The organism is Paenibacillus solanacearum (genome assembly GCF_910593845.1).
GTDB classification, from domain to species: Bacteria; Bacillota; Bacilli; order Paenibacillales; family NBRC-103111; genus Paenibacillus_G; species Paenibacillus_G solanacearum.
Map to the genome: position 1 here is coordinate 268,617 of NZ_CAJVAS010000001.1, position 18,137 is coordinate 286,753.

Genomic DNA, 18,137 nt, shown 5'->3' on the forward strand with positions numbered 1-18,137 from the left:
CAAACGGTGCGAATGGATAGAATGAGGTAAAAAGAGGTGAGTGTGAAGCATTCTAGTTGCGCGAGCTGCAGACGGGAGGATATCCCGCCGATGCGGACAAGCTGCCGGAGCCGCAGGGCTGACGATAACTTCCGGCCTGTCCGTGCCATTCGTTCCGGTCGGATAGGCTCTTTTCTTTTTTGTCCGAATATGATAGCGTTTACAACGAATAGCATACCAATTGCGGGGGGTGCTTATCGTGAAAGACAAGATCGGATTTTTCGCGCTGTCTTCTTTGAAAAACCGGTTGTTTCTCGCATTTCTGCTGCTTATTCTTCTGCCTTACTCCTTCCTCCAACTCCACAGCATCAGCACCATCGAGCATTCGTTCGAATCGCAAATTATTAATCAAAACACGGAGCAGCTGGAGCAGCTCAAAATGATGTTCGAAGATTTGCGAAGCACGGTGTTTCGCATCGCGATCCGTCTCGAGAAAGATCCCGCCGTTACCGGCGCGTTGAACCGAACAACGCCGGCAGACGAAGAAGAAGCCCGCAAGCAGCTGGCAAGCTTATGGAATGAAATCAACGGCAAAATTCTTCCTTCTCCTTATGTGTACTACGCCCTGCTCGGACGGGACGGCAAACAGTACGCGTCCTATATCCCCCACATGCCGCTAACCTACGATGACGCAATGAACGGGAAGGCCGGCGCGGCGCTGACGGGCGAACAAACGGCGTACGCCTGGGTTCCCGACGAAGCGAGCGACCTGCGGCCGGAAGACAGCCGAAGCGCCCGTCTGTTAACGCTGTATTTGATCCTTCATGACGGTTCCGGCGGCCGGGCAGGGTTATTGCGCATCGCGATCGATGTGCAGGCCTGGCTGTCCTCCATGGTGAGGAGCTTTCCGATTACGCAAGACTTCTTCTTGGTTGATGGCAACGGATCGATCCTCGGGGGTACCGGGGAACCGGCCGACCCCGTGTTGACCGCATTTGCCCGGTCGGAGGCAGAGCAATTGGACAGCACGCACCGGATGGAAGGCAAGTATCTGTATAACCGGATGCCGGTGCCGGCGATGCAATGGACGCTGGTCAGCCGTTTTCCGATCCAGCAGTTTTTCGGCGACGTCGGGCAGATGAAACGGCAAACGCTCACGACCTTCCTTCTGTTTACGTTCCTGTTCGTCGTCATTACGTTCTTTATTTTATCGACGCTCACCCGGCCGCTTCGGCTGCTGCAGAAGAAGATGGCGGAGGTCGCGGACAAACAGCTGGTAACCTACCTGCATACCGGGAACTACAAAGGCGAAGTGTTGCTGCTCGCCAAGACGTTCAATCAGATGATCAGCGATTTGCAGGCGCTCTTGCAGCGGCTCAAAGCCGAAGAGAGGCAGAAGGAAGCGGTCCGGTTTCAGGTGCTCCTGTCGCAGATGAACCCTCATTTCTTGCTCAACACCTTGAATGTGGTGAAATGGAACGTGCTCGGCAAAGGCGATGAAGAGACGGCTGCGATCTGCGTTGCGCTCGGCAAGCTGCTGGAAACGGGCCTCAACGACGAAACGGATCTCGTTCATTTCCGGGTGGAGCGGGAGCTGACGGAAGCGTATGTGTCCATTCAATCGTTCCGCTACGAGCAAAGCTTCGAGATTCGGTGGGAATGCGACGAAGGGCTTGCCTATGCGCTGGTCCCGAAGCTGAGCCTGCAGCCGCTTGTCGAGAACGCGATCTTTCACGGGTTATCCGGCAAGGGGAAGGGCGGGATCATCTGGATTCGCGCGGGCGTCGAGCAGAACCGTTGTTATTTGGAGGTGGAAGATAACGGCGCCGGCTGGAACCCGGCGGCCTCGGTCAATGCCGCCCGCAAACGGAAAGGGATCGGACTGAAAAATACGAAAGAACGGCTCGAGCTGCTGTTCAAGCAGCAGGCGACGCTCGAGATTCATCCGCTGGCGGAAGGAACGCGGGTACGGCTCGGCTTTCCGCTGCTGCTCGCGAGACCGTATGAAGAAGGGGGAGCGAATCATGTGGAACGTGCTGCTCGTTGAAGACGAGGCTTTTGTCCGGCGATCGCTCAGGCAGCTTGTCCCGTGGGAGGCGATGGGGTTCGCGATCGTCGGCGAAGCGGGGGACGGGCGAGAGGCGCTGGCGCTGATGCATGACTGTTCGCCGGATCTGGTCATCGCCGATATTGTGATGCCGGTCATGGACGGGATTGAGCTAATGAAGCGCGCCAGGGAGGAAGGGCTGGAATGCGCGTTCGTCATGTTGACCTGCATGAACGAATTCGAGTATGCCCGCCAAGCGCTCGAATACGGAGCGTCGGCGTACTTGCTGAAGCTGTCGATGAACGTACAGGCCATCGAGGAAACGCTGAACAAGGTGAAGCGCCAGCTGGTGCGCGATTTGCTGGCGAGATCCCGGTCGCACCGGCAGCCGTTCGAATCGGTATACCGCGACATGTGGCAGTCGATCGCCGAAGGGAAAGCGGCGCTGTGGCTGCCGACGGGCGAGGAACCCGGCGGGTATGGACGCTTCCGATCGGTCGCGATCGTTTCCTTTCTGCACGGGACGGATCGCTTCACGCCGGAAACGTTCCTGGAGCTCGGCATCGTATCGCCGGGGTGCCGTGCCGTGCTGCACATGCATTCGCATTTCGGCCAAACGACGGTATTCGTCTGGGACCCTGCGGCGTTCCGGCCGCAAGCAAGCCGCTGCTCCATCCCTTGGCCGGCGGTCTATGCGCGGCCCGTGGAGCGCGACGAGCTGTCCGAAGCGTGGAGGCGCGTGCTGCGCACAATGGACCGGATCTGGTACGAAGGCGCATCGGGCTTCATCGAGGCCGACGCGCCGGACCGGCTCCCCGCTGCGGCCGCCACACTCCGCTGGGACACCGAGCGCGAGTGGATTCAAAGCTTCGAGCAGCATAAGGCCGATGAGCTCCAAAGCCGGCTGCAGGCCGGATGGAAGGAGATGGCGGAGCGCCGTCTGCCGATGGCCGCCGTGAAGGAAACGGCGCTGCGCGTAGACCGGATCTTAGCGCTCATCGCCGGAGAGACCGGCACGCCGGAGGAAGAGTACATGGCCAGCGTCTCTCATGAGGAGCTTGGCCGTCGTCTGCTCTCCAGTGCGGAACGGTATGCGCTCAAGTACGGCGACGTGAACGAATCGGCCACGGGTCATCCGGAAATCGACAAGGCGCTAAGGCACATCCGCCGTCATTATTACGACGATTTGACGCTGAAGTCGATCGCTGCGCTTGTCGCCATGGATGAAGCGTATTTCAGCGCGCTGTTCAAAAGAAAAACGGGTGTCACGTTAATGCATCACATTCAGCAGATTCGCATCGGCGCGGCCAAGCGGCTCTTGGAACGGACGAAGCTGCCGGTTGCGGAAGTCGGAGAGCGGGTCGGCTATCCGAACGCCAATTATTTCATTAAAATTTTCAGGCGCTGGACCGGGACGACGCCGAGCGAATATCGAGTTGGCACAAACTAACAAAATTTGTTCCATTACTCTCCAAAAAATGTTCCTTATCCCATACATAACCAGATGGTATCGTGGAATCAGGCAAAGATCGCGCACTTTAGCGGGCCAAGCGATGTCAACCGGCGATGGTCAGCCGAACGGCGCATCCGTTTGACGCCCGAACCGAGGGGAAGCGAAGCAGCGAGGAAAGGATGTGAGGCTGTTGAATCCTGACGCGAGGAAAGCGAATCCGGCCGCCAAGCTGCGGACGGCAGGCGCCAGGCCAAGGAACAAGCTGAAGGCCATCTGGGCGTACAAGGAATTTTATATCATGCTGCTGCCCGGCGTGATCTATTACTTGATTTATAAATATGTCCCGATGTACGGCGTCATCATCGCGTTCAAGGACTATGACATGATGGAAGGCATCCTCGGCAGTCCGTGGGCCGATCCATGGTACAAATACATTCAGCAATTTTATGAATCGCCGTACTTCTCCCAGCTGCTTACGAATACGCTGCTCATCAGCGTCTACAAGCTGCTGTTCGGCATGGTGCCGCCGATCGCGCTGGCGATCTTGCTGAACGAATGCAGGGTGCGCTGGTTTAAGTCGCTCGTGCAGACGCTCAGCTATATGCCGCACTTCTTATCCTGGGTCATCATCTATGGCATCCTGCTCATGTTCTTCTCGCAGGATTCGGGCATCGTCAACCGATGGCTTGTGGATGCAGGCAGCAAAGCCGTTCCGTTTTTGACCTCGACCGACTGGTTCCGCAGCGTGCTCGTCGGCTCGGAAATATGGCAAAATCTCGGTTGGGGCGCGATCATTTATTTGGCCGCCATTGCCGGCATCGATCCGACGCTGTACGAGGCCGGACGGGTGGACGGCGCAAGCCGTCTGCGCATGGTGTGGCACATCACGCTGCCCGGCATCCGCCACGTCATCGTGCTGCTGCTTATCTTGCGGCTGGGCCATATGCTCGATGCGGGCTTCGAGCAAATCTACATCTTGTACAACGTTCACGTGTATCCGGTCGCAGACATTCTGGACACCTGGGTATTCAGGACAGGCCTGGAGCAGTGGAATTACAGCCTCGCTTCGGCGGTCGGGTTGTTCAAATCGGCGATCGGTCTCATCCTGGTGTATATCTCCAATTCCTTGTCCAGACGTTGGGGGGAGAACATATGGTAAGCAACACGGAAGATAAGCTGTTCCAGGCCGTCAGCTATTGTATTCTGGCGATCGTCGGCCTTGCCGCCGTCATCCCGCTGCTGTATGTGTTTTCCGTCTCGCTTACGCCTTTTGCCGAGGTGCTGCGTCATGGAGGGTACGTGCTGTTTCCGAAAGAAATTACGTTCAATGCCTACCAGAAGCTGATCGGCACGTCGACCATTCCAAGGTCGCTTGGCGTCACCGTCTACATCACCGTCGTCGGCACGGCGATCAATCTGATCCTGACGACACTCGTCGCTTATCCGCTGAGCCGCAAATATTTGCCCGGACGCAGCGCGTTCCTCGTCATGGTCGTCTTCACGCTGCTGTTCAGCGGAGGCATCATTCCTACGTATCTGGTGGTGAAAGCGACGGGGCTGATCGACAGCTTGTGGGCGCTCATCCTGCCGACGGCCGTGTCGAGCTTCAATGTGCTCATTATGAAAAGCTTTTTCGAGCAGCTGCCGGAGGAATTGTTCGAATCGGCCCGCATGGACGGGGCCCGGGAATTCCGCATTCTGGTTCAGCTCACGGTGCCGCTCTCGCTGCCCGTTATGATCACGGTAGGGCTGTTTTACGCGGTGGGTCATTGGAATTCTTTCTTTAGCGCCATTATGTACGTGACCGATCGGACGCTCTTTCCGCTCCAGGTCGTTGTCCGCGAGATTTTGATGCTCTCGCAGCAGCCGCTCGAAAACGCCGAAGACCAGGTTCCGACCGTAACGATGCAGATGGCCGCCGTCATCTTTGCCAGTGCGCCAATATTGGCCGTATATCCGTTTCTGCAAAAGCATTTCACCAAGGGCATGCTGCTCGGTTCCATCAAAGGTTGAACGTCCGGCCTTCAGCCGGCATCAATACAGATTCGATTGGAAGGAAGGGGAAGCGCATGAACAGGAGAGTATGGGGGACGCTGGGGGTATCGGCCGCATTGCTCACAGTGAACGTTCTGGCAGGCTGCACGTCGGGTAACGGGTCCGATCCTTCGGCCAAAGGCACGGGCAGTCAGCCGTCATCCGGCCCGATCAAGCTGCAGATGGCGATGGCGGCGTCCGGTCTGCCTGCGCCGGATGCCGACGACATCAAGAAGACGATCGACCAGAAGCTGAATGTCGATCTCCAGCTGACGGCGATCGCTTCGGGCGACGATTACAAAAACCAGATTCGCGTACGGCTGTCGGGCGGCAATTTTCCGGATATATTCTCGGTCGAGTTCTCGGATGTCAAGGAGTTTTCCGATAAAGGACTGCTGCTGGATCTGACGCCTTATATGGACAAAGAATTGAAGCCGGCCAAAGATTTCATCGTCGGACTGACGCCGAACATTTTGAAGAAAGTAACGGTCAACAATAAAATTTACGCGGTGCCCCGGACGGCGGATGTGCCTTTCTCCTCGATGTGGGTGCGGAAGGATTGGCTGGAGAAGCTGAACCTGAAGACGCCGACGAACCTGGAGGAGTTTTTGGCGGTAGCCAAGGCGTTCACCGAGCAGGACCCGGACGGTAATAGCAAGAAGGATACGTACGGGCTGACCGGGGCCAAATTCGACGGCTTCGCCACCTTGTTCGGCGCGTATGGCGTAGGCAATCCCGGCTCGTTCTACGAGAAGGGCGGCAAGGTGATGAACGCGTACTACGACCCCGCCATGCCGGAAGCGCTTAAATATATCAAATCGTTATTCGATGCGGGGGTGGTCGATCCCGAGATCATGACGAACAAAGGCAACGTTGAGGTGCAGAAGGCGTTTCAGGGCAAAGCCGGTTTCATCTTCAAAGGCTGGACGGACATTGCGAAGGACGAATTCGTCGAGCAGTACAAGGCGATCAACCCGAAAGCGAACTGGGTGCAGATGACGCCGCTGAAAGGGCCGGGAGGGCAATTCGACGGCTCCTACGACTATGACCGGCCGTCGCGCTACTGGGTCATTCCGAAATCGCTGGAAAAAGATAAAGCGAAGCTGCAAAAGGTATTCGATCTGATCAACTACGTCTCCGTGAAAGAAGGCAACTGGCTTGTCATGTACGGCCTGCCGGGCAAGCATTACAACCTGAAGGACGGGAAGCTCGAGCCTACGCCGCTGATGGCCAAGGAAGGCAATTATTTTAACCTGTATCAAATTACGGGGCGGCCGAACAAGGAGTATTTGGAGATCAAATTCCCGAACCAGGCGGCAGCCACCGACTTTGCGATCAAAACGCCGCGCATCCACGCGTTCGACAGCTCCGTCATTCCTCCGACCGGCTTCAATAAGGCGGATGCGGACCGGTTCGCGGAGGAGGAGATGATCAAGTTCGTCACCGGCAAGCGGCCGATCTCCGAATATGGGGATTTCCTGAAAACGTTTGACACAACCTTTAAATATAAGACATATGTGGACGCTGCGGAGAAGCAGATCAAGGAGCAGGGCTTTGTGAAGTAGGCGGCCGGCAGCCGTTTCATCGCTCGAACGTCACGGGCCTACCGGCTTCATTTATTGCAGGGGCTTGGACCGCGAGAACAAGCAGGCGTCCCACGTGCGGGCCCGCGCGCTCGATGATTCATTGGCGCTGCAGTGCCTGCCGCAGGATGGCCGATGTCCCGGCTTTCAAGGCTCCTGTTCATTTTCGTAATCGAGGAGGTTTTTGACAAATGATCAAACAATCGTATGACGTTATTGTCGCCGGAGGCGGCCCCAGCGGCATCGCTGCCGCCGTGGCGGCGGCGCGGATGGGGGCGAAGACGCTGCTGGTTGAGCGCTACGGGTTTCTCGGCGGCGCCGGGACGGCCATGATGGTCAATCCGTGGATGTCGTATTGGGCATCGGGCGGGGCGAACGTACAGCTGATTTTCGGCGTGCTGCAGGAGCTGATCGACCGGATGACGGCGATGGGGATGTACGGGCATCCGAAGCAGCGAACGGCGTTCGATCCGGAAGCGCTGAAGGTGGCCGCCGAGCAGCTGTGCCAGGAAGCCGGCGTTACGCTGCTGTACCATTCCTTCCTCGGCGAAGCGAGGATGGATGAGAGCGGCGCGCGGATCGAAGCGATCCGGTTTGCGAATAAAGCAGGTCTCGTCGATTTCCAGGCAAGCATGTACGTCGATGCGACCGGCGATGCGGACCTCGCGGCGCTGGCCGGCGCGATTGTGGAGAAAGGCAGGGCCGTCGACAGCCTGAGCCAACCGATGACGCTCAATTTCCGGATGGCGGGTGTCGACATGGACCGGCTGCAGACGCGGCAGGAAATTACGGCACTGTACAAGGAAGCCAAGAAACGGGGCGAAATCGATTGCCCGCGCGAGGATGTGCTGTGGTTTTACGCCAATCAGCCCGGCGTCATTCATTTCAATACGACGCGGGTCATCCGCAAGGACGCCACCGACCCGTGGGATTTGACGGCGGCGGAGATCGAAGGCCGGCGTCAAGTGCAGCAGCTGGTCCGCTTCCTGAAGGCGGAGGTTCCGGGCTTCGAAGAAGCCTATCTGCAGACGACCGCACCGCAGATCGGAGTACGGGAATCCCGCAGAGTCGTCGGCGAATATATGCTCACCGCGGATGAGCTGCTCGCTTCCTGCCGGTTCGAGGATGTTATCGCCCGCGGCGCTTATCCGGTCGATATCCATAACCCGGACGGCGAAGGGACGATCTTGAAGCACTTGCCGCCAGGAGAGTGGTACGATATTCCGTTCCGCACGCTCGTCCCGAAAAAGATTCAAAATTTGCTGATCGGCGGGCGTCCGATTTCGGCGACGCATGAAGCGCATTCGGCGATCCGCGTCCAACCCATCGCGATGGCGATCGGCCAGGCGGCCGGCACGGCGGCGGCGCTGTGCGCCAAAGGCGGCGTGTTGCCTCGCGAGCTCGATGTGAGGCAAGTGCAGAAGGCGCTGACCGATCAAGGGGCTGTGCTCGGCCTGACGGCAGAAACGCCGAGCGCTGCGGGGGAGTAAGCCGATGAAAGAGATGCGAGCCGATGTCCTCGTCATCGGGGGCGGCCTCGGAGGCTGCGCCGCAGCGCTGGCGTCGGCACAAGCCGGGCGGACCGTCCTTCTGACCGAGGAAACCGACTGGATCGGCGGCCAGCTCACGAGCCAGTCGGTGCCGCCGGATGAGCACCGTTGGATCGAGCAGCACGGCTGCACGCGCACGTACCGGCAGCTCCGGGACGGCATTCGCCAATACTACAAGCAGCACTTCCCGCTTACGGCTGAGGCGGCCGCCAATCCGCTGCTCAATCCCGGCACGGCGCTGGTCAGCCGCATCAGCCATGAACCGCGCGCCGCGCTCGCGGTGCTGGAGACGATGCTGGCGCCGCACGTGCATAGCGGCAGCTTGACCGTCCTGCGCGGCGTGCGTCCGGTCGCGGCGGAAACGGACGGCGGCATCGTCCGTTCCGTCACGCTGGAGAAGCTGTGCGACTGCTCGCGCATCGTCGCGTCCGGCGCTTACGTGCTGGACGCCACCGAATGCGGCGACCTGCTGCCGCTGACGGGGGCGGAATACGTCACGGGCGCCGAATCCGCCGCCGATACAGGAGAGCCGCATGCGGTGGACGGTCCGGCAATGCCGCATGACATGCAGGCGATCACCTATTGCTTTGCCATGGACTATCAGGAAGGGGGAGACCATAGGATCTCCCGCCCGGAGCAGTACGACTTCTGGAAGTCGTATCGCGCGGAGTTTTGGCCGGGCCCGCAGCTCGGCTGGACATACCCGAATCCGCGCACGCTGAAGCCGGTCGACTTGTCCCTGTTCCCTCAGGAGGGCAAGCTGTCGCTGTGGCATTACCGGCGCATCCTCGACCGGTCGCACTTCCGGCCCGGCTTGTTCGCCAGCGACGTTACGCTCGTCAACTGCCCGCAGAACGATTACTGGCTCGGTCCGGTCATTGACGTCCCCGAAGCGGAGCGGCGCAAGCATCTGGAAGCCGCCAAGCAGCTCAGCCTATCGCTGCTGTACTGGCTGCAGACGGAGGCGCCGCGGCCGGACGGCGGAGCGGGATACCCGGGGCTCCGGCTGCGCCCGGATGTCGTCGGCACCGAGGACGGCCTGGCGATGGCGCCGTATATCCGCGAATCGCGCCGCATCCGGGCGGAATTTACGGTGCTGGAGCAGCATCTGAGCCCGGACGCTCACCCCGACGGAAAAGCGCAGCCGTTCGAGGACACCGTCGGCATCGGCTATTACGCGATCGACCTGCATCCGAGCACGGGGAACCGGACGTATATCGATATCCCGTCGCTGCCGTTCCAAATTCCGCTCGGCGCGCTGATCCCCGTACGTCTGGACAATATGCTGCCGGCCTGCAAAAATATCGGCACGACGCATATCACGAACGGCTGCTACCGGCTTCATCCGGTGGAATGGAACATCGGGGAAGCGGCCGGAACGCTTGCCGCGTTCTGCCTGGAGCACGGCGTGAGCCCGCGAGAGGTGCGCAGCCGCAAGGAGCGCCTGCTCGCGTTCCAACAGACGATGGAGCGCCAGGGCGCCGAGCTGCACTGGCCTTGATGCACCTGCCCCAAATCGTTTACAGTCACACCCCTTTGGTTCTAACCGCCGGGACCCTCTGGCGCTGGAACCAAGGGGTGTTTTTATATGCGCGCCTTCGCTTGCTTGGGCCTGGTGAACCTGCTGCCTTTCTTCAAGCAAGATCGTTATAAAATGGAGCAAGGTCCTCTCTTTTTCCACGACGAAAGCCCGTGATATGATACTGTCAGGAAGAAGTTCCCTTGATTGCGCTGCGGATTCAAATCGCAAGCGCAACTTAACCGAAAGCGGAGGTTTGGACATGGACAACCGGGTGCGGCAGTCCGGCGGAATGAAGCGGAGCACGGAATCCGTAACGTTCGGCGACGCCGAAAAGGCGGCTCATTTCGTCTTGAAGAAGCTTGACGATAACTTGAATCAATATAGCCGTACATTTCCGGGAATCCATAGCGAACGGCTGCGGTATCCCCACGGAGAAAACCACATGTGGGCGCATGGATTTTGGACGGGCATGTCATGGCTTGCCTATGATTTGACCGGTGACGATAAGTACCGGCGCGCGGCCGAAGCGCAGCTCGAATCGTACGGCCAGCGCTTCCGGATGAAAGTGAACGGTGTCGGCGTCAATGACGGCCATGAGCTGGGGATGGTTTACGTCCCTTCATGCGTAGCCGCCTTCAAATTGACCGGCAACCGGGAAGCCCGCGAGTGGGCACTGCAGGCGGCGGAGCTGCTGAGGAGCAAAACAACGAAGAATGGCATGATCTACCAGCACCAATCGGGCAGACGGCATCGGACCGTCATCGATACGGTCATGAATCTTCCGCTGCTGCACTGGGCTTATGAGGAAACCGGGGATGAGCGGTATGTGGACGTATGCCGCCGTCATATCGAGCATGTGCTTCGGCTGAACCTGCGCGAGAACGGAATGATTTACCATGCGGTAGACCTGCATCAGGATAGCGGCGAGCCGATCAACCGGCTTGCCGGTTTCTCACCGGGCTCTTGCTGGTCGCGCGGCATGGCGTGGGGCATATACGGGCTGGCGCTGCATTACAGCCGTAGTTCGCATCAAGAAAGCTTGCAGGCGGCAACCGCCATGACGGCGTATTACATCAGCCGTCTGCCGTCCGACGATGTCTGCTGCTGGGATTTGTATTACACCGGCGAACGGGAGCAGCGGGATTCGTCCGCGTCGGCGATTGCGGTCTGCGGCATGCTGGAGCTGCTGAAGCATATGGATGCGCATGCGGAGCAAAGGCCGCTCTTCGAGCAGGTCGTTTCCCGAACGCTGCATTCGTTGACCGGCGATTATGTATCCGTCAACGAAGCCGGCTGTAACGGGGTGCTGCTGCATGGCGTGTACAATCTTCCGCTGTGGGCCGGCGTCGACGAATGCTGTTTGTGGGGCGATTATTTTTATTTCGAAGCGCTCGTGAGATGCATCAAGGACTGGGACCGCTATTGGTAAGTCAAGCCTTTCGGGATGGTGATCACGTTGAAGCTAGCCAGTAGTATCCAGTTCAATCACGCTCCGAGCGAAACGGCCAAAACGTTCTTATTGTATCCGCTGTCCGTCGGGCAGACGAATTGCGGCCCGTCGTACGCGTTGGAACGCAACGACGCCAAGCTCTACGGCTACCAGCTGAGCCTGGTGCTGAGCGGTGCGGGCCGTCTGGAGGCGAATAGCCGGACATGGCCGCTTCAACCGGGCCAGTTCATTTACCTTGATCTCCACAAGGGATATAAAATTTGTACGTCGCCGAACCAAGGTCTGGAGCTGCTATGGATCCATTTTGACGGCGTGCCGGCTTCCCATTACTTCGAACTTGTGGAGGCTGGCGACATGGCGGTATTTGAGGTTTCGGCCGATCGTCTGCATAAGATTCGCCAATCGCTGATGGAGTTGGTAAGCCTGCTGAATTATCGGCCGCCCTCTATGGAAGTCCGTTCCTCTCTCATCATGACGCAAGTGCTCTCCGAAATCGTGCTGGACAAAATGGAAGGAGCGGGGCCTTGGGGGACGGAGCGCAGCGTTTCGGTATGCGCCGAAATTTTTGCCTCTCTCCGTTATATCGAAGAACGGTACAACGAACCGCTGCGGCTGGATGAGGTGGCGGAGATCGCGGGGATGAGCACTTATCATTTTGCAAGATTGTTTAAGAAGAGCACGGGCTTCACCGTCATGGAATATGTGATGAAATTCAGGCTGACCCAAGCGAAGAAGCTGTTGTCAACAACCCGGCTTCCGATAAGCGATGTGGCGGAAAGCACAGGCTTTCAGGATCAGAGCTATTTTACGAAGCTGTTCAAACGATACGAAAAAATAACGCCGAGACGATACCGCGACGCGCATGCGGATCAGACGGACGATTCATAGCCCGCAACAGAGCATAATAATTACAAAAGTCAGCAAGAATCTCCCTACAGGATCGAAGCCAATGTTGATAAGCTAACGATGAGCGCCGTACTTGAATCCGGACTCATATGCAGCTGATGTTCATAAACCATAAGATGGCAAGGGGGAAGAAGGATGAATAAAAAGTCGTTTTTGACAGCGCTTACCGTTTCGAGTGCATTGATGGTCATGTCCGCCTGCGGCGGGGCAGCGTCCCATTCATCGGGTGCGGAATCGAAAGATCCGGCAGCGGGCAAGCCGGAGGAGTCGAAGCCCGTGACGCTTCAAGCGTACGCTTACTCGGGGGCTTTGGTGAAGGAGGATTTCGACAAGTACATTGCCGCACCGCTCAAGCAAAAGTATCCGCACATTACGCTGGAATATGTCGCAAGCGGCAAAGGGACGTCACCGAACGAGCTGGCCACGGCGGGAACGATGCCGGACATCATTATGACCGGCATGAGGCAGCTGCTGGTGTTTCAAGAGCTGGACGCTCCGGCCGACTTGACGAACCTCATGAAGACGCACCGGCTCGACCGGTCGCTGTATCGCAAGGAAGCGATCGATGCGATCGCCGACTACGGGGCCAAAGGCGAATTGTACGCCTTGCCGTTGTATGTGAATTTTTACGCGATGCTGTATAACAAAGACATCTTCGACCGCTTTTCCGTCGAATACCCGAAGGACCAGATGACATGGGATCAAGTGAAGGCGCTTGCCGCGAAAGTGACGAAGGTGCAGGACGGCATCGCGTACAAAGGGCTGCAGCCTGCGGATATTATCGATGTGTTCGCCGGAGGGCTGTCGCTTTCTTATATGGACGGGCAAAACCAGAAAGCGAAAGTAACGACGGACGGCTGGAAGAACGTTTTCGAAATCGCCAAAGAATTCAATTCGATGCCCGGCAATGAGCCGAAAGATCCGAAAAACATATGGAAAGGCTCCGACGACTTTTTCAAAGATAAAAATATCGCCATGATGCCTTACTTCGGAACCCGGGTCCAAAAAGCGGCGCAAATGAACGACGAGCTCGGCTTCAACTGGGATGTCGTTTCCTTCCCAAGCTTCAGCGATTCTCCGGGGAAATCATCGGAGGTCGACGCGCAAGTGCTGGCCTTGTCCAAAACAAGCAAGCATCCCGACGAAGCGTTCAAGGTCATTCAATTCCTCACATCTTCTCAAGAAGTCCAAAGCGGTTTGGTGAAGATGGGCCGGGCGCTTCCCGCATTGAACGACGAAGATTTAATGAAATCGTTCGGTGCCGACTACCCGGTGCTGAAGACCAAAAATGTAAACGGTATCTTCAAAACGACGCCGAGACAGCCGCATAAGGCGAGCCAATATGACGACATCGTAAGAAAATGGCTGAAAAATACGTTCCTGGACCATTTAAGCGGAAAATACGATGTCAATACGGCATTGAAGATGGCGGAAGAGGGCGCGACGAAAGAGATCGAAAGCATGAAGAAATGATCCGTTCCGCTGCGGTGCCTGCCGAGATCGAGCGGAGTGAACGGCGGTCGTACAGGCGATGAACAGATGATACGGAGCGGTCCGTGGCGTTACCGACAAGCCTTAACCTGCGAGATGCGGGATAGGGCTTGTTCCCGTTTATACAAACGCCGTCGCCGCCGAAACCGCCGGGTGAATCTGGCGGCCGCTTCATCCAATAATAACCGGGTTTCGCTTGCTGCAATATTCATTTACACTGAAGTGATACAAAACCGGGCCTGCCCTCGTCTTATATATAGCTGCAGCGGAAAGGAGGCAATCGAATGGACATTCCGGAATCCGATCAATTTCGAACGATTTTTTATACGCATTATCCCGCCGTACGGCGAAAACTGATTGCTTTGGTGCGCGACGAAGCGGCGGCGGAGGATTTGTCGCAGGAAGTGTTTTTGCGGCTGTACCGTAATCCTCCCGACGATCTTGCCGTAATCGGCGCTTGGCTGCACCGGGTGCTGACCCGGATCGCCTATGATCATCTGGCCAAAGTGTCGCGGCAGCGCGCGCTTCAGGCCAAACAGGAGCAACTGATGGCGGTGGAGACGGCTCCGCCTTCCAATGAAGATATACTGCTGCGCAAGCTCGATCAGGAAGAAGTCAGGGAGCTGCTCGAGGAGCTGCCCGAGCGCGACAGGCAAGTACTGCTGCTGCGCTATTCCGGCTACAGCTACGCCGAGATCGCCGAGCAGCTGCAGGTGCGCCAGCCGCTTGTCGGTACCTTGCTTCACCGGGCGACGACGCGATTGAAGCGATATGCCAAAGCGCAGCCTGAGCAATATATGAATTAAAGGAGGAAACAGCGATGCCTTCCAATAAAAAGGATGAACTAGAGAAACAATGGACGGACGCGGCCTGGGAAAGATTACAGGACAGGCTTGCCCAAGAGCCTGTACAGACGAAGTGGACGAAGGAGCATGCAGCCCCCCGTTCCGCCGAGCCGCTGCTGGGCGAGGAGCATTCGGTACAGCCTGCTGCGGCGATGTCAGCCGATTTTGCCAAGACCGGTGCGCCGGATGCGTCGGCAGCCCCGGCTGCAGATCGCGGTCATGCCGAGCCTTTGGCGTCCCGCCGGTTCGGCTGGCTTCGCAGCCGCCGCAAGCAATTATCGGCGGCAGCCGCCTGCGCGGTGCTTGCCGCGTTGATCGCGTCGCCGTTCGATAACGAGGCGCTCGCGGCGATTCTGAACAAATTCCGCATGCAAGAAGTGACGGTCGTGCAGGAAAACGATTTGCGCGATCTGTTCAACCGCATCTCGGCCGACGGCCAGACGCGCGAGCAAATCAATCAATTCGGCACGTTCTCGCAGACGAGCGGCAATTTGCAAGGGCAATTTACGCCGGAGGAAGCGGCCAAAGCGCTCGGATACAAGCTCTACGTGCCGCAAGAGATAAAGGATGCCAAGGAGCCTTCGGTGTACGTATCTCCGTCCAACAAGCTGACCTTCACGCTCCATGTCGATGAGGTGAACAAAGCGCTGGAGCGGCTCGGAGCGAAGAAGCTGCTTCCCGCCTCGGTCGACGGCAAGCCGGTCACGCTGGAGATCGGCGAAGGCGTCAATTACAACTTCGGCGGCCGAGAAATGAAAACCTACGCATCGTTCTCGCAGCAGAGCGTACCGGTCGTGACGGTCGACCCGTCCATTCCAGTATCCGAGGCGCTCAGCGCCGTGCTTGACCTTCCCGTGCTGCCGGAGCACCTGAAGCAAGCGCTGAAGCAGAGCAATATGCTGACAGGCGGGAGCGCGCCGTTCCCGGTTATCGCCACCGGCCAGACGGAGACAATCTCCGTGAACGGCGTCAACGTCGCCTTGACGCTCGATCAATCCAAGGATCGGTCCTGGTCGCGGTACAACGCAACGTGGGTAAAGGACGGCCAGCTGTTTAATTTTAACGGCGGCACGATGTATACGGAGAAGGACGCCGTGCTGAAGAAGATCAAGGAGCTGATGGGGCTGTGAGGGCTCTGGCGATCGAAGCTTCGGAACTTACCAAAGATTACGGCAACGGCCGCGGCTGCCGCGCCGTTACGATTCAAGTGAAGGAAGGGGAAGCCTTTGGCTTCCTCGGCCCGAACGGGGCGGGCAAGAGTACGTTCGTCAAAATGCTCGTCGGTCTGATTCGGCCCTCTAGCGGCTCGGCTTCACTATTCGGAGAGCCGATCGGCTCGATCGGGGCCAAACGGCTCATCGGCTACTTGCCGGAGTTGTACCGGTACCAGGAATGGCTGACCGGCGAAGAAGTGGTCCGCCTGCACGCCCGGTTATGCGGCGTGCAGCCGGCGGAAGCGAAGCGGCAGATTCCGTTGCTGCTGGAGGAGGTCGGACTCGGCGCGCGCGGCCGGGATCGGGTGAAGCATTACTCCAAAGGAATGCAGCAGCGACTCGGCCTAGCCTGCGCGCTGGTGAACGACCCGAAGATCGTGTTCCTGGACGAGCCGTCGTCGGCGCTCGACCCGCTGGGGCGGAGCGACGTCCGGCGTATATTGCAGCGACTGAAGGCGCAAGGCAAGACGCTGTTCCTCAATTCGCATTTGCTGGAGGACGTCGAGGTCATATGCGATCGCGTGGCGCTGCTCAATAACGGACATGTACTGCATACCGGAAGCGTGAGCGACGTGCTTCAGGAGAAAACCCGTTGGCATTTTCGTGTCGGCGGGTTTACGCCGCTTCTGCTGCAGTGGCTTCGGGATGCGACGCAGCTTCCCGTATCGCGAGTGGAGCTTCCGGTGCCGGAAGGCAGCGATACGGTATGGCTGGCCGCCGAGCTGGAAGACGAGGAGCAGGCGGGCTGGCTGAACGCGCTTATGATCGAGCAGGGCCTGACGCTGTATGAAGTGGCCAAAGCGAAAACACGGCTCGAGGAATGGTTCGTCAGCGCCGTCTCCGGATTAAGCCACAGGGGGGAACGGCCATGATCACGATGATCGGCATGACCTGGAAAGAGATGCTGCGCAAAAAAGTAATGCTGCTTACGCTGCTGATGACCGTCATTTTCCTGATCGCGTTCTGGTTTGTCGCATCGACGCTCGGCAACCGGTTCATGGACAACACGCGTATTGATCTTGCAAGCGCCGAATATTTGATCGAACGGTATGTTACGGGCGGAATTATATTGACGCTCGGCTTTTTCTTCGGTTCGTTCGTCGTCGCGTTTCTGTCGATTTTCAGCTCGTTCTCCGTCGTTGCCGGAGAAGCGGAGCAGGGGGTGCTCCAGGCGCTGCTGCCCCGCCCGATTCCGCGCTGGCAATGGTACGCGGGACGGTGGATCGGATTCGTCAGCCTCGGCATCGGCTACGCCCTGCTGCTGTTCTGTTCGATCCTCGCCGTTACGCGAGCTCATGCGACGATTCCGGCGGATCTCGGCTCCCTGACGCTGTCGTTTCTACTATTCGCCGGCGTCGTGCCGATCCTCATCTCTATCTCGATGCTCGGCTCATGCTACTTCTCGGCGCTGGGCAACGGCGTGTTCATGACAATGCTGTTCGGCGTCGGATGGCTTGGCGGCATGATCGAGAAGCTGGCGGGCAGCTTGCCGCTTGAACCGGAGGTGCTCAAGCCGCTGATGAACATCGCGGGCCTCATGTCGCTGCTCATGCCCGCCGACGCCATTCAGAGGCGGATGCTGGCCGAGATGTTCGACTTGACCGAGCTGCAGGGCATCGTGGATCTGAACCGCTCGCTGGGACCGTTCGCATTCAACCAGGTGCCTTCGAATGCGTTTCTGTTCTATGCCGTGATTTATACGCTCATCGCGCTGCTTGCCGGCTTTTGGCTGTTCAAGCGCAAAGATTTGTAACCGAGTAAGCCTGGTACAAAGGTTTACACGCTAGGTCGGCGTATAGTCAACGTGTTTCGAATGTATAAACGGTACGTCAGGGAATAGGCGGGAAGCCATGGAAAACGGAAGTATTATAAATAAACGAGAGAGAATTGAAACCGTCTTTATATACGGAGTTTTCTTTTGCTATATCCTTTTTTTATTTAAATTATTGCTCTTATCCAGAGTTTCGCTTTTGGATGTGTTCAATGGCCAAAGGACTTTAGATCGTTCCATCAATCTCATTCCTTTTTATAGTATAAACGAGTATCTATTTAGCAACGCGGCC

Annotated in this window: 14 protein-coding genes; all 14 read left to right on the forward strand. The window is 57.8% G+C overall.

Annotated features, from left to right (window positions below; translation table 11 throughout):
* Positions 1-238: 238 nt before the first annotated feature.
* The 14 genes from KXG62_RS01120 (at position 239) to KXG62_RS01185 (ending at position 17,827) form a co-directional block, all read left to right on the forward strand.
* Complete coding sequence (locus KXG62_RS01120; RefSeq protein WP_218090055.1) at positions 239-2,026, forward strand: cache domain-containing sensor histidine kinase; 1,788 nt, start codon at positions 239-241, stop codon at positions 2,024-2,026.
* Positions 2,004-3,476 (forward strand): response regulator transcription factor, encoded by a 1,473-nt coding sequence (locus KXG62_RS01125; protein ID WP_218090056.1) that lies wholly within the window; start codon positions 2,004-2,006, stop codon positions 3,474-3,476. Before KXG62_RS01120 ends, KXG62_RS01125 begins: the two co-directional genes overlap by 23 nt.
* Positions 3,477-3,777: 301 nt before the next feature.
* A complete protein-coding gene (locus tag KXG62_RS01130) occupies positions 3,778-4,638 on the forward strand; it encodes an ABC transporter permease (protein ID WP_218090295.1) in 861 nt (286 codons plus the stop codon).
* Positions 4,632-5,492: a carbohydrate ABC transporter permease gene (locus KXG62_RS01135; protein ID WP_218090057.1), complete on the forward strand. Its 861-nt coding sequence runs from the start codon at positions 4,632-4,634 to the stop codon at positions 5,490-5,492. Before KXG62_RS01130 ends, KXG62_RS01135 begins: the two co-directional genes overlap by 7 nt.
* Before the next feature lie 56 nt (positions 5,493-5,548).
* Positions 5,549-7,078 carry an extracellular solute-binding protein gene (locus tag KXG62_RS01140; protein WP_218090058.1) on the forward strand — a complete coding sequence of 510 codons (1,530 nt, stop codon included), beginning with the start codon at positions 5,549-5,551 and terminating at the stop codon, positions 7,076-7,078.
* Between the two features lie 209 nt (positions 7,079-7,287).
* Complete coding sequence (locus tag KXG62_RS01145; protein ID WP_218090059.1) at positions 7,288-8,586, forward strand: FAD-dependent oxidoreductase; 1,299 nt, start codon at positions 7,288-7,290, stop codon at positions 8,584-8,586.
* Between the two features lie 4 nt (positions 8,587-8,590).
* Positions 8,591-10,147 carry an FAD-dependent oxidoreductase gene (locus KXG62_RS01150; RefSeq protein ID WP_218090060.1) on the forward strand — a complete coding sequence of 519 codons (1,557 nt, stop codon included), beginning with the start codon at positions 8,591-8,593 and terminating at the stop codon, positions 10,145-10,147.
* Between the two features lie 280 nt (positions 10,148-10,427).
* The gene (locus KXG62_RS01155) at positions 10,428-11,597 is read left to right on the forward strand and encodes a glycoside hydrolase family 88 protein (protein ID WP_218090061.1); all 1,170 of its coding nucleotides are present in this window, start codon (positions 10,428-10,430) and stop codon (positions 11,595-11,597) included.
* Between the two features lie 27 nt (positions 11,598-11,624).
* Positions 11,625-12,506 (forward strand): helix-turn-helix domain-containing protein, encoded by an 882-nt coding sequence (locus KXG62_RS01160; protein ID WP_218090062.1) that lies wholly within the window; start codon positions 11,625-11,627, stop codon positions 12,504-12,506.
* A 153-nt stretch (positions 12,507-12,659) separates the two neighbouring features.
* Positions 12,660-13,997 (forward strand): ABC transporter substrate-binding protein, encoded by a 1,338-nt coding sequence (locus KXG62_RS01165; RefSeq protein WP_218090063.1) that lies wholly within the window; start codon positions 12,660-12,662, stop codon positions 13,995-13,997.
* A gap of 302 nt (positions 13,998-14,299) precedes the next feature.
* Positions 14,300-14,821, forward strand: a complete 522-nt coding sequence (locus tag KXG62_RS01170) for a sigma-70 family RNA polymerase sigma factor (RefSeq protein WP_218090064.1) — start codon at positions 14,300-14,302, stop codon at positions 14,819-14,821.
* Between the two features lie 14 nt (positions 14,822-14,835).
* Positions 14,836-15,990, forward strand: coding sequence for a hypothetical protein (locus KXG62_RS01175; RefSeq protein WP_218090065.1), 1,155 nt, complete (start codon positions 14,836-14,838; stop codon positions 15,988-15,990).
* Positions 15,987-16,946, forward strand: a complete 960-nt coding sequence (locus KXG62_RS01180) for an ABC transporter ATP-binding protein (protein WP_218090066.1) — start codon at positions 15,987-15,989, stop codon at positions 16,944-16,946. The genes KXG62_RS01175 and KXG62_RS01180 overlap by 4 nt, the downstream gene beginning before the upstream one ends.
* Complete coding sequence (locus KXG62_RS01185) at positions 16,943-17,827, forward strand: ABC transporter permease subunit (protein WP_218090067.1); 885 nt, start codon at positions 16,943-16,945, stop codon at positions 17,825-17,827. The genes KXG62_RS01180 and KXG62_RS01185 overlap by 4 nt, the downstream gene beginning before the upstream one ends.
* The last annotated feature ends 310 nt before the right edge of the window (positions 17,828-18,137 follow it).

What these genes read in the sequence shown, in the direction of transcription:
- KXG62_RS01165 (WP_218090063.1), top strand. Translation starts at nt 12,660, where the DNA reads ATGAATAAAAAGTCGTTTTTGACAGCGCTTACCGTTTCGAGTGCATTG.
- KXG62_RS01170 (WP_218090064.1), top strand. Translation starts at nt 14,300, where the DNA reads ATGGACATTCCGGAATCCGATCAATTTCGAACGATTTTTTATACGCAT.
- KXG62_RS01135 (WP_218090057.1), top strand. Translation starts at nt 4,632, where the DNA reads ATGGTAAGCAACACGGAAGATAAGCTGTTCCAGGCCGTCAGCTATTGT.
- KXG62_RS01185 (WP_218090067.1), top strand. Translation starts at nt 16,943, where the DNA reads ATGATCACGATGATCGGCATGACCTGGAAAGAGATGCTGCGCAAAAAA.
- KXG62_RS01130 (WP_218090295.1), top strand. Translation starts at nt 3,778, where the DNA reads ATGCTGCTGCCCGGCGTGATCTATTACTTGATTTATAAATATGTCCCG.
- KXG62_RS01145 (WP_218090059.1), top strand. Translation starts at nt 7,288, where the DNA reads ATGATCAAACAATCGTATGACGTTATTGTCGCCGGAGGCGGCCCCAGC.
- KXG62_RS01175 (WP_218090065.1), top strand. Translation starts at nt 14,836, where the DNA reads ATGCCTTCCAATAAAAAGGATGAACTAGAGAAACAATGGACGGACGCG.
- KXG62_RS01140 (WP_218090058.1), top strand. Translation starts at nt 5,549, where the DNA reads ATGAACAGGAGAGTATGGGGGACGCTGGGGGTATCGGCCGCATTGCTC.
- KXG62_RS01125 (WP_218090056.1), top strand. Translation starts at nt 2,004, where the DNA reads ATGTGGAACGTGCTGCTCGTTGAAGACGAGGCTTTTGTCCGGCGATCG.
- KXG62_RS01155 (WP_218090061.1), top strand. Translation starts at nt 10,428, where the DNA reads ATGGACAACCGGGTGCGGCAGTCCGGCGGAATGAAGCGGAGCACGGAA.
- KXG62_RS01150 (WP_218090060.1), top strand. Translation starts at nt 8,591, where the DNA reads ATGAAAGAGATGCGAGCCGATGTCCTCGTCATCGGGGGCGGCCTCGGA.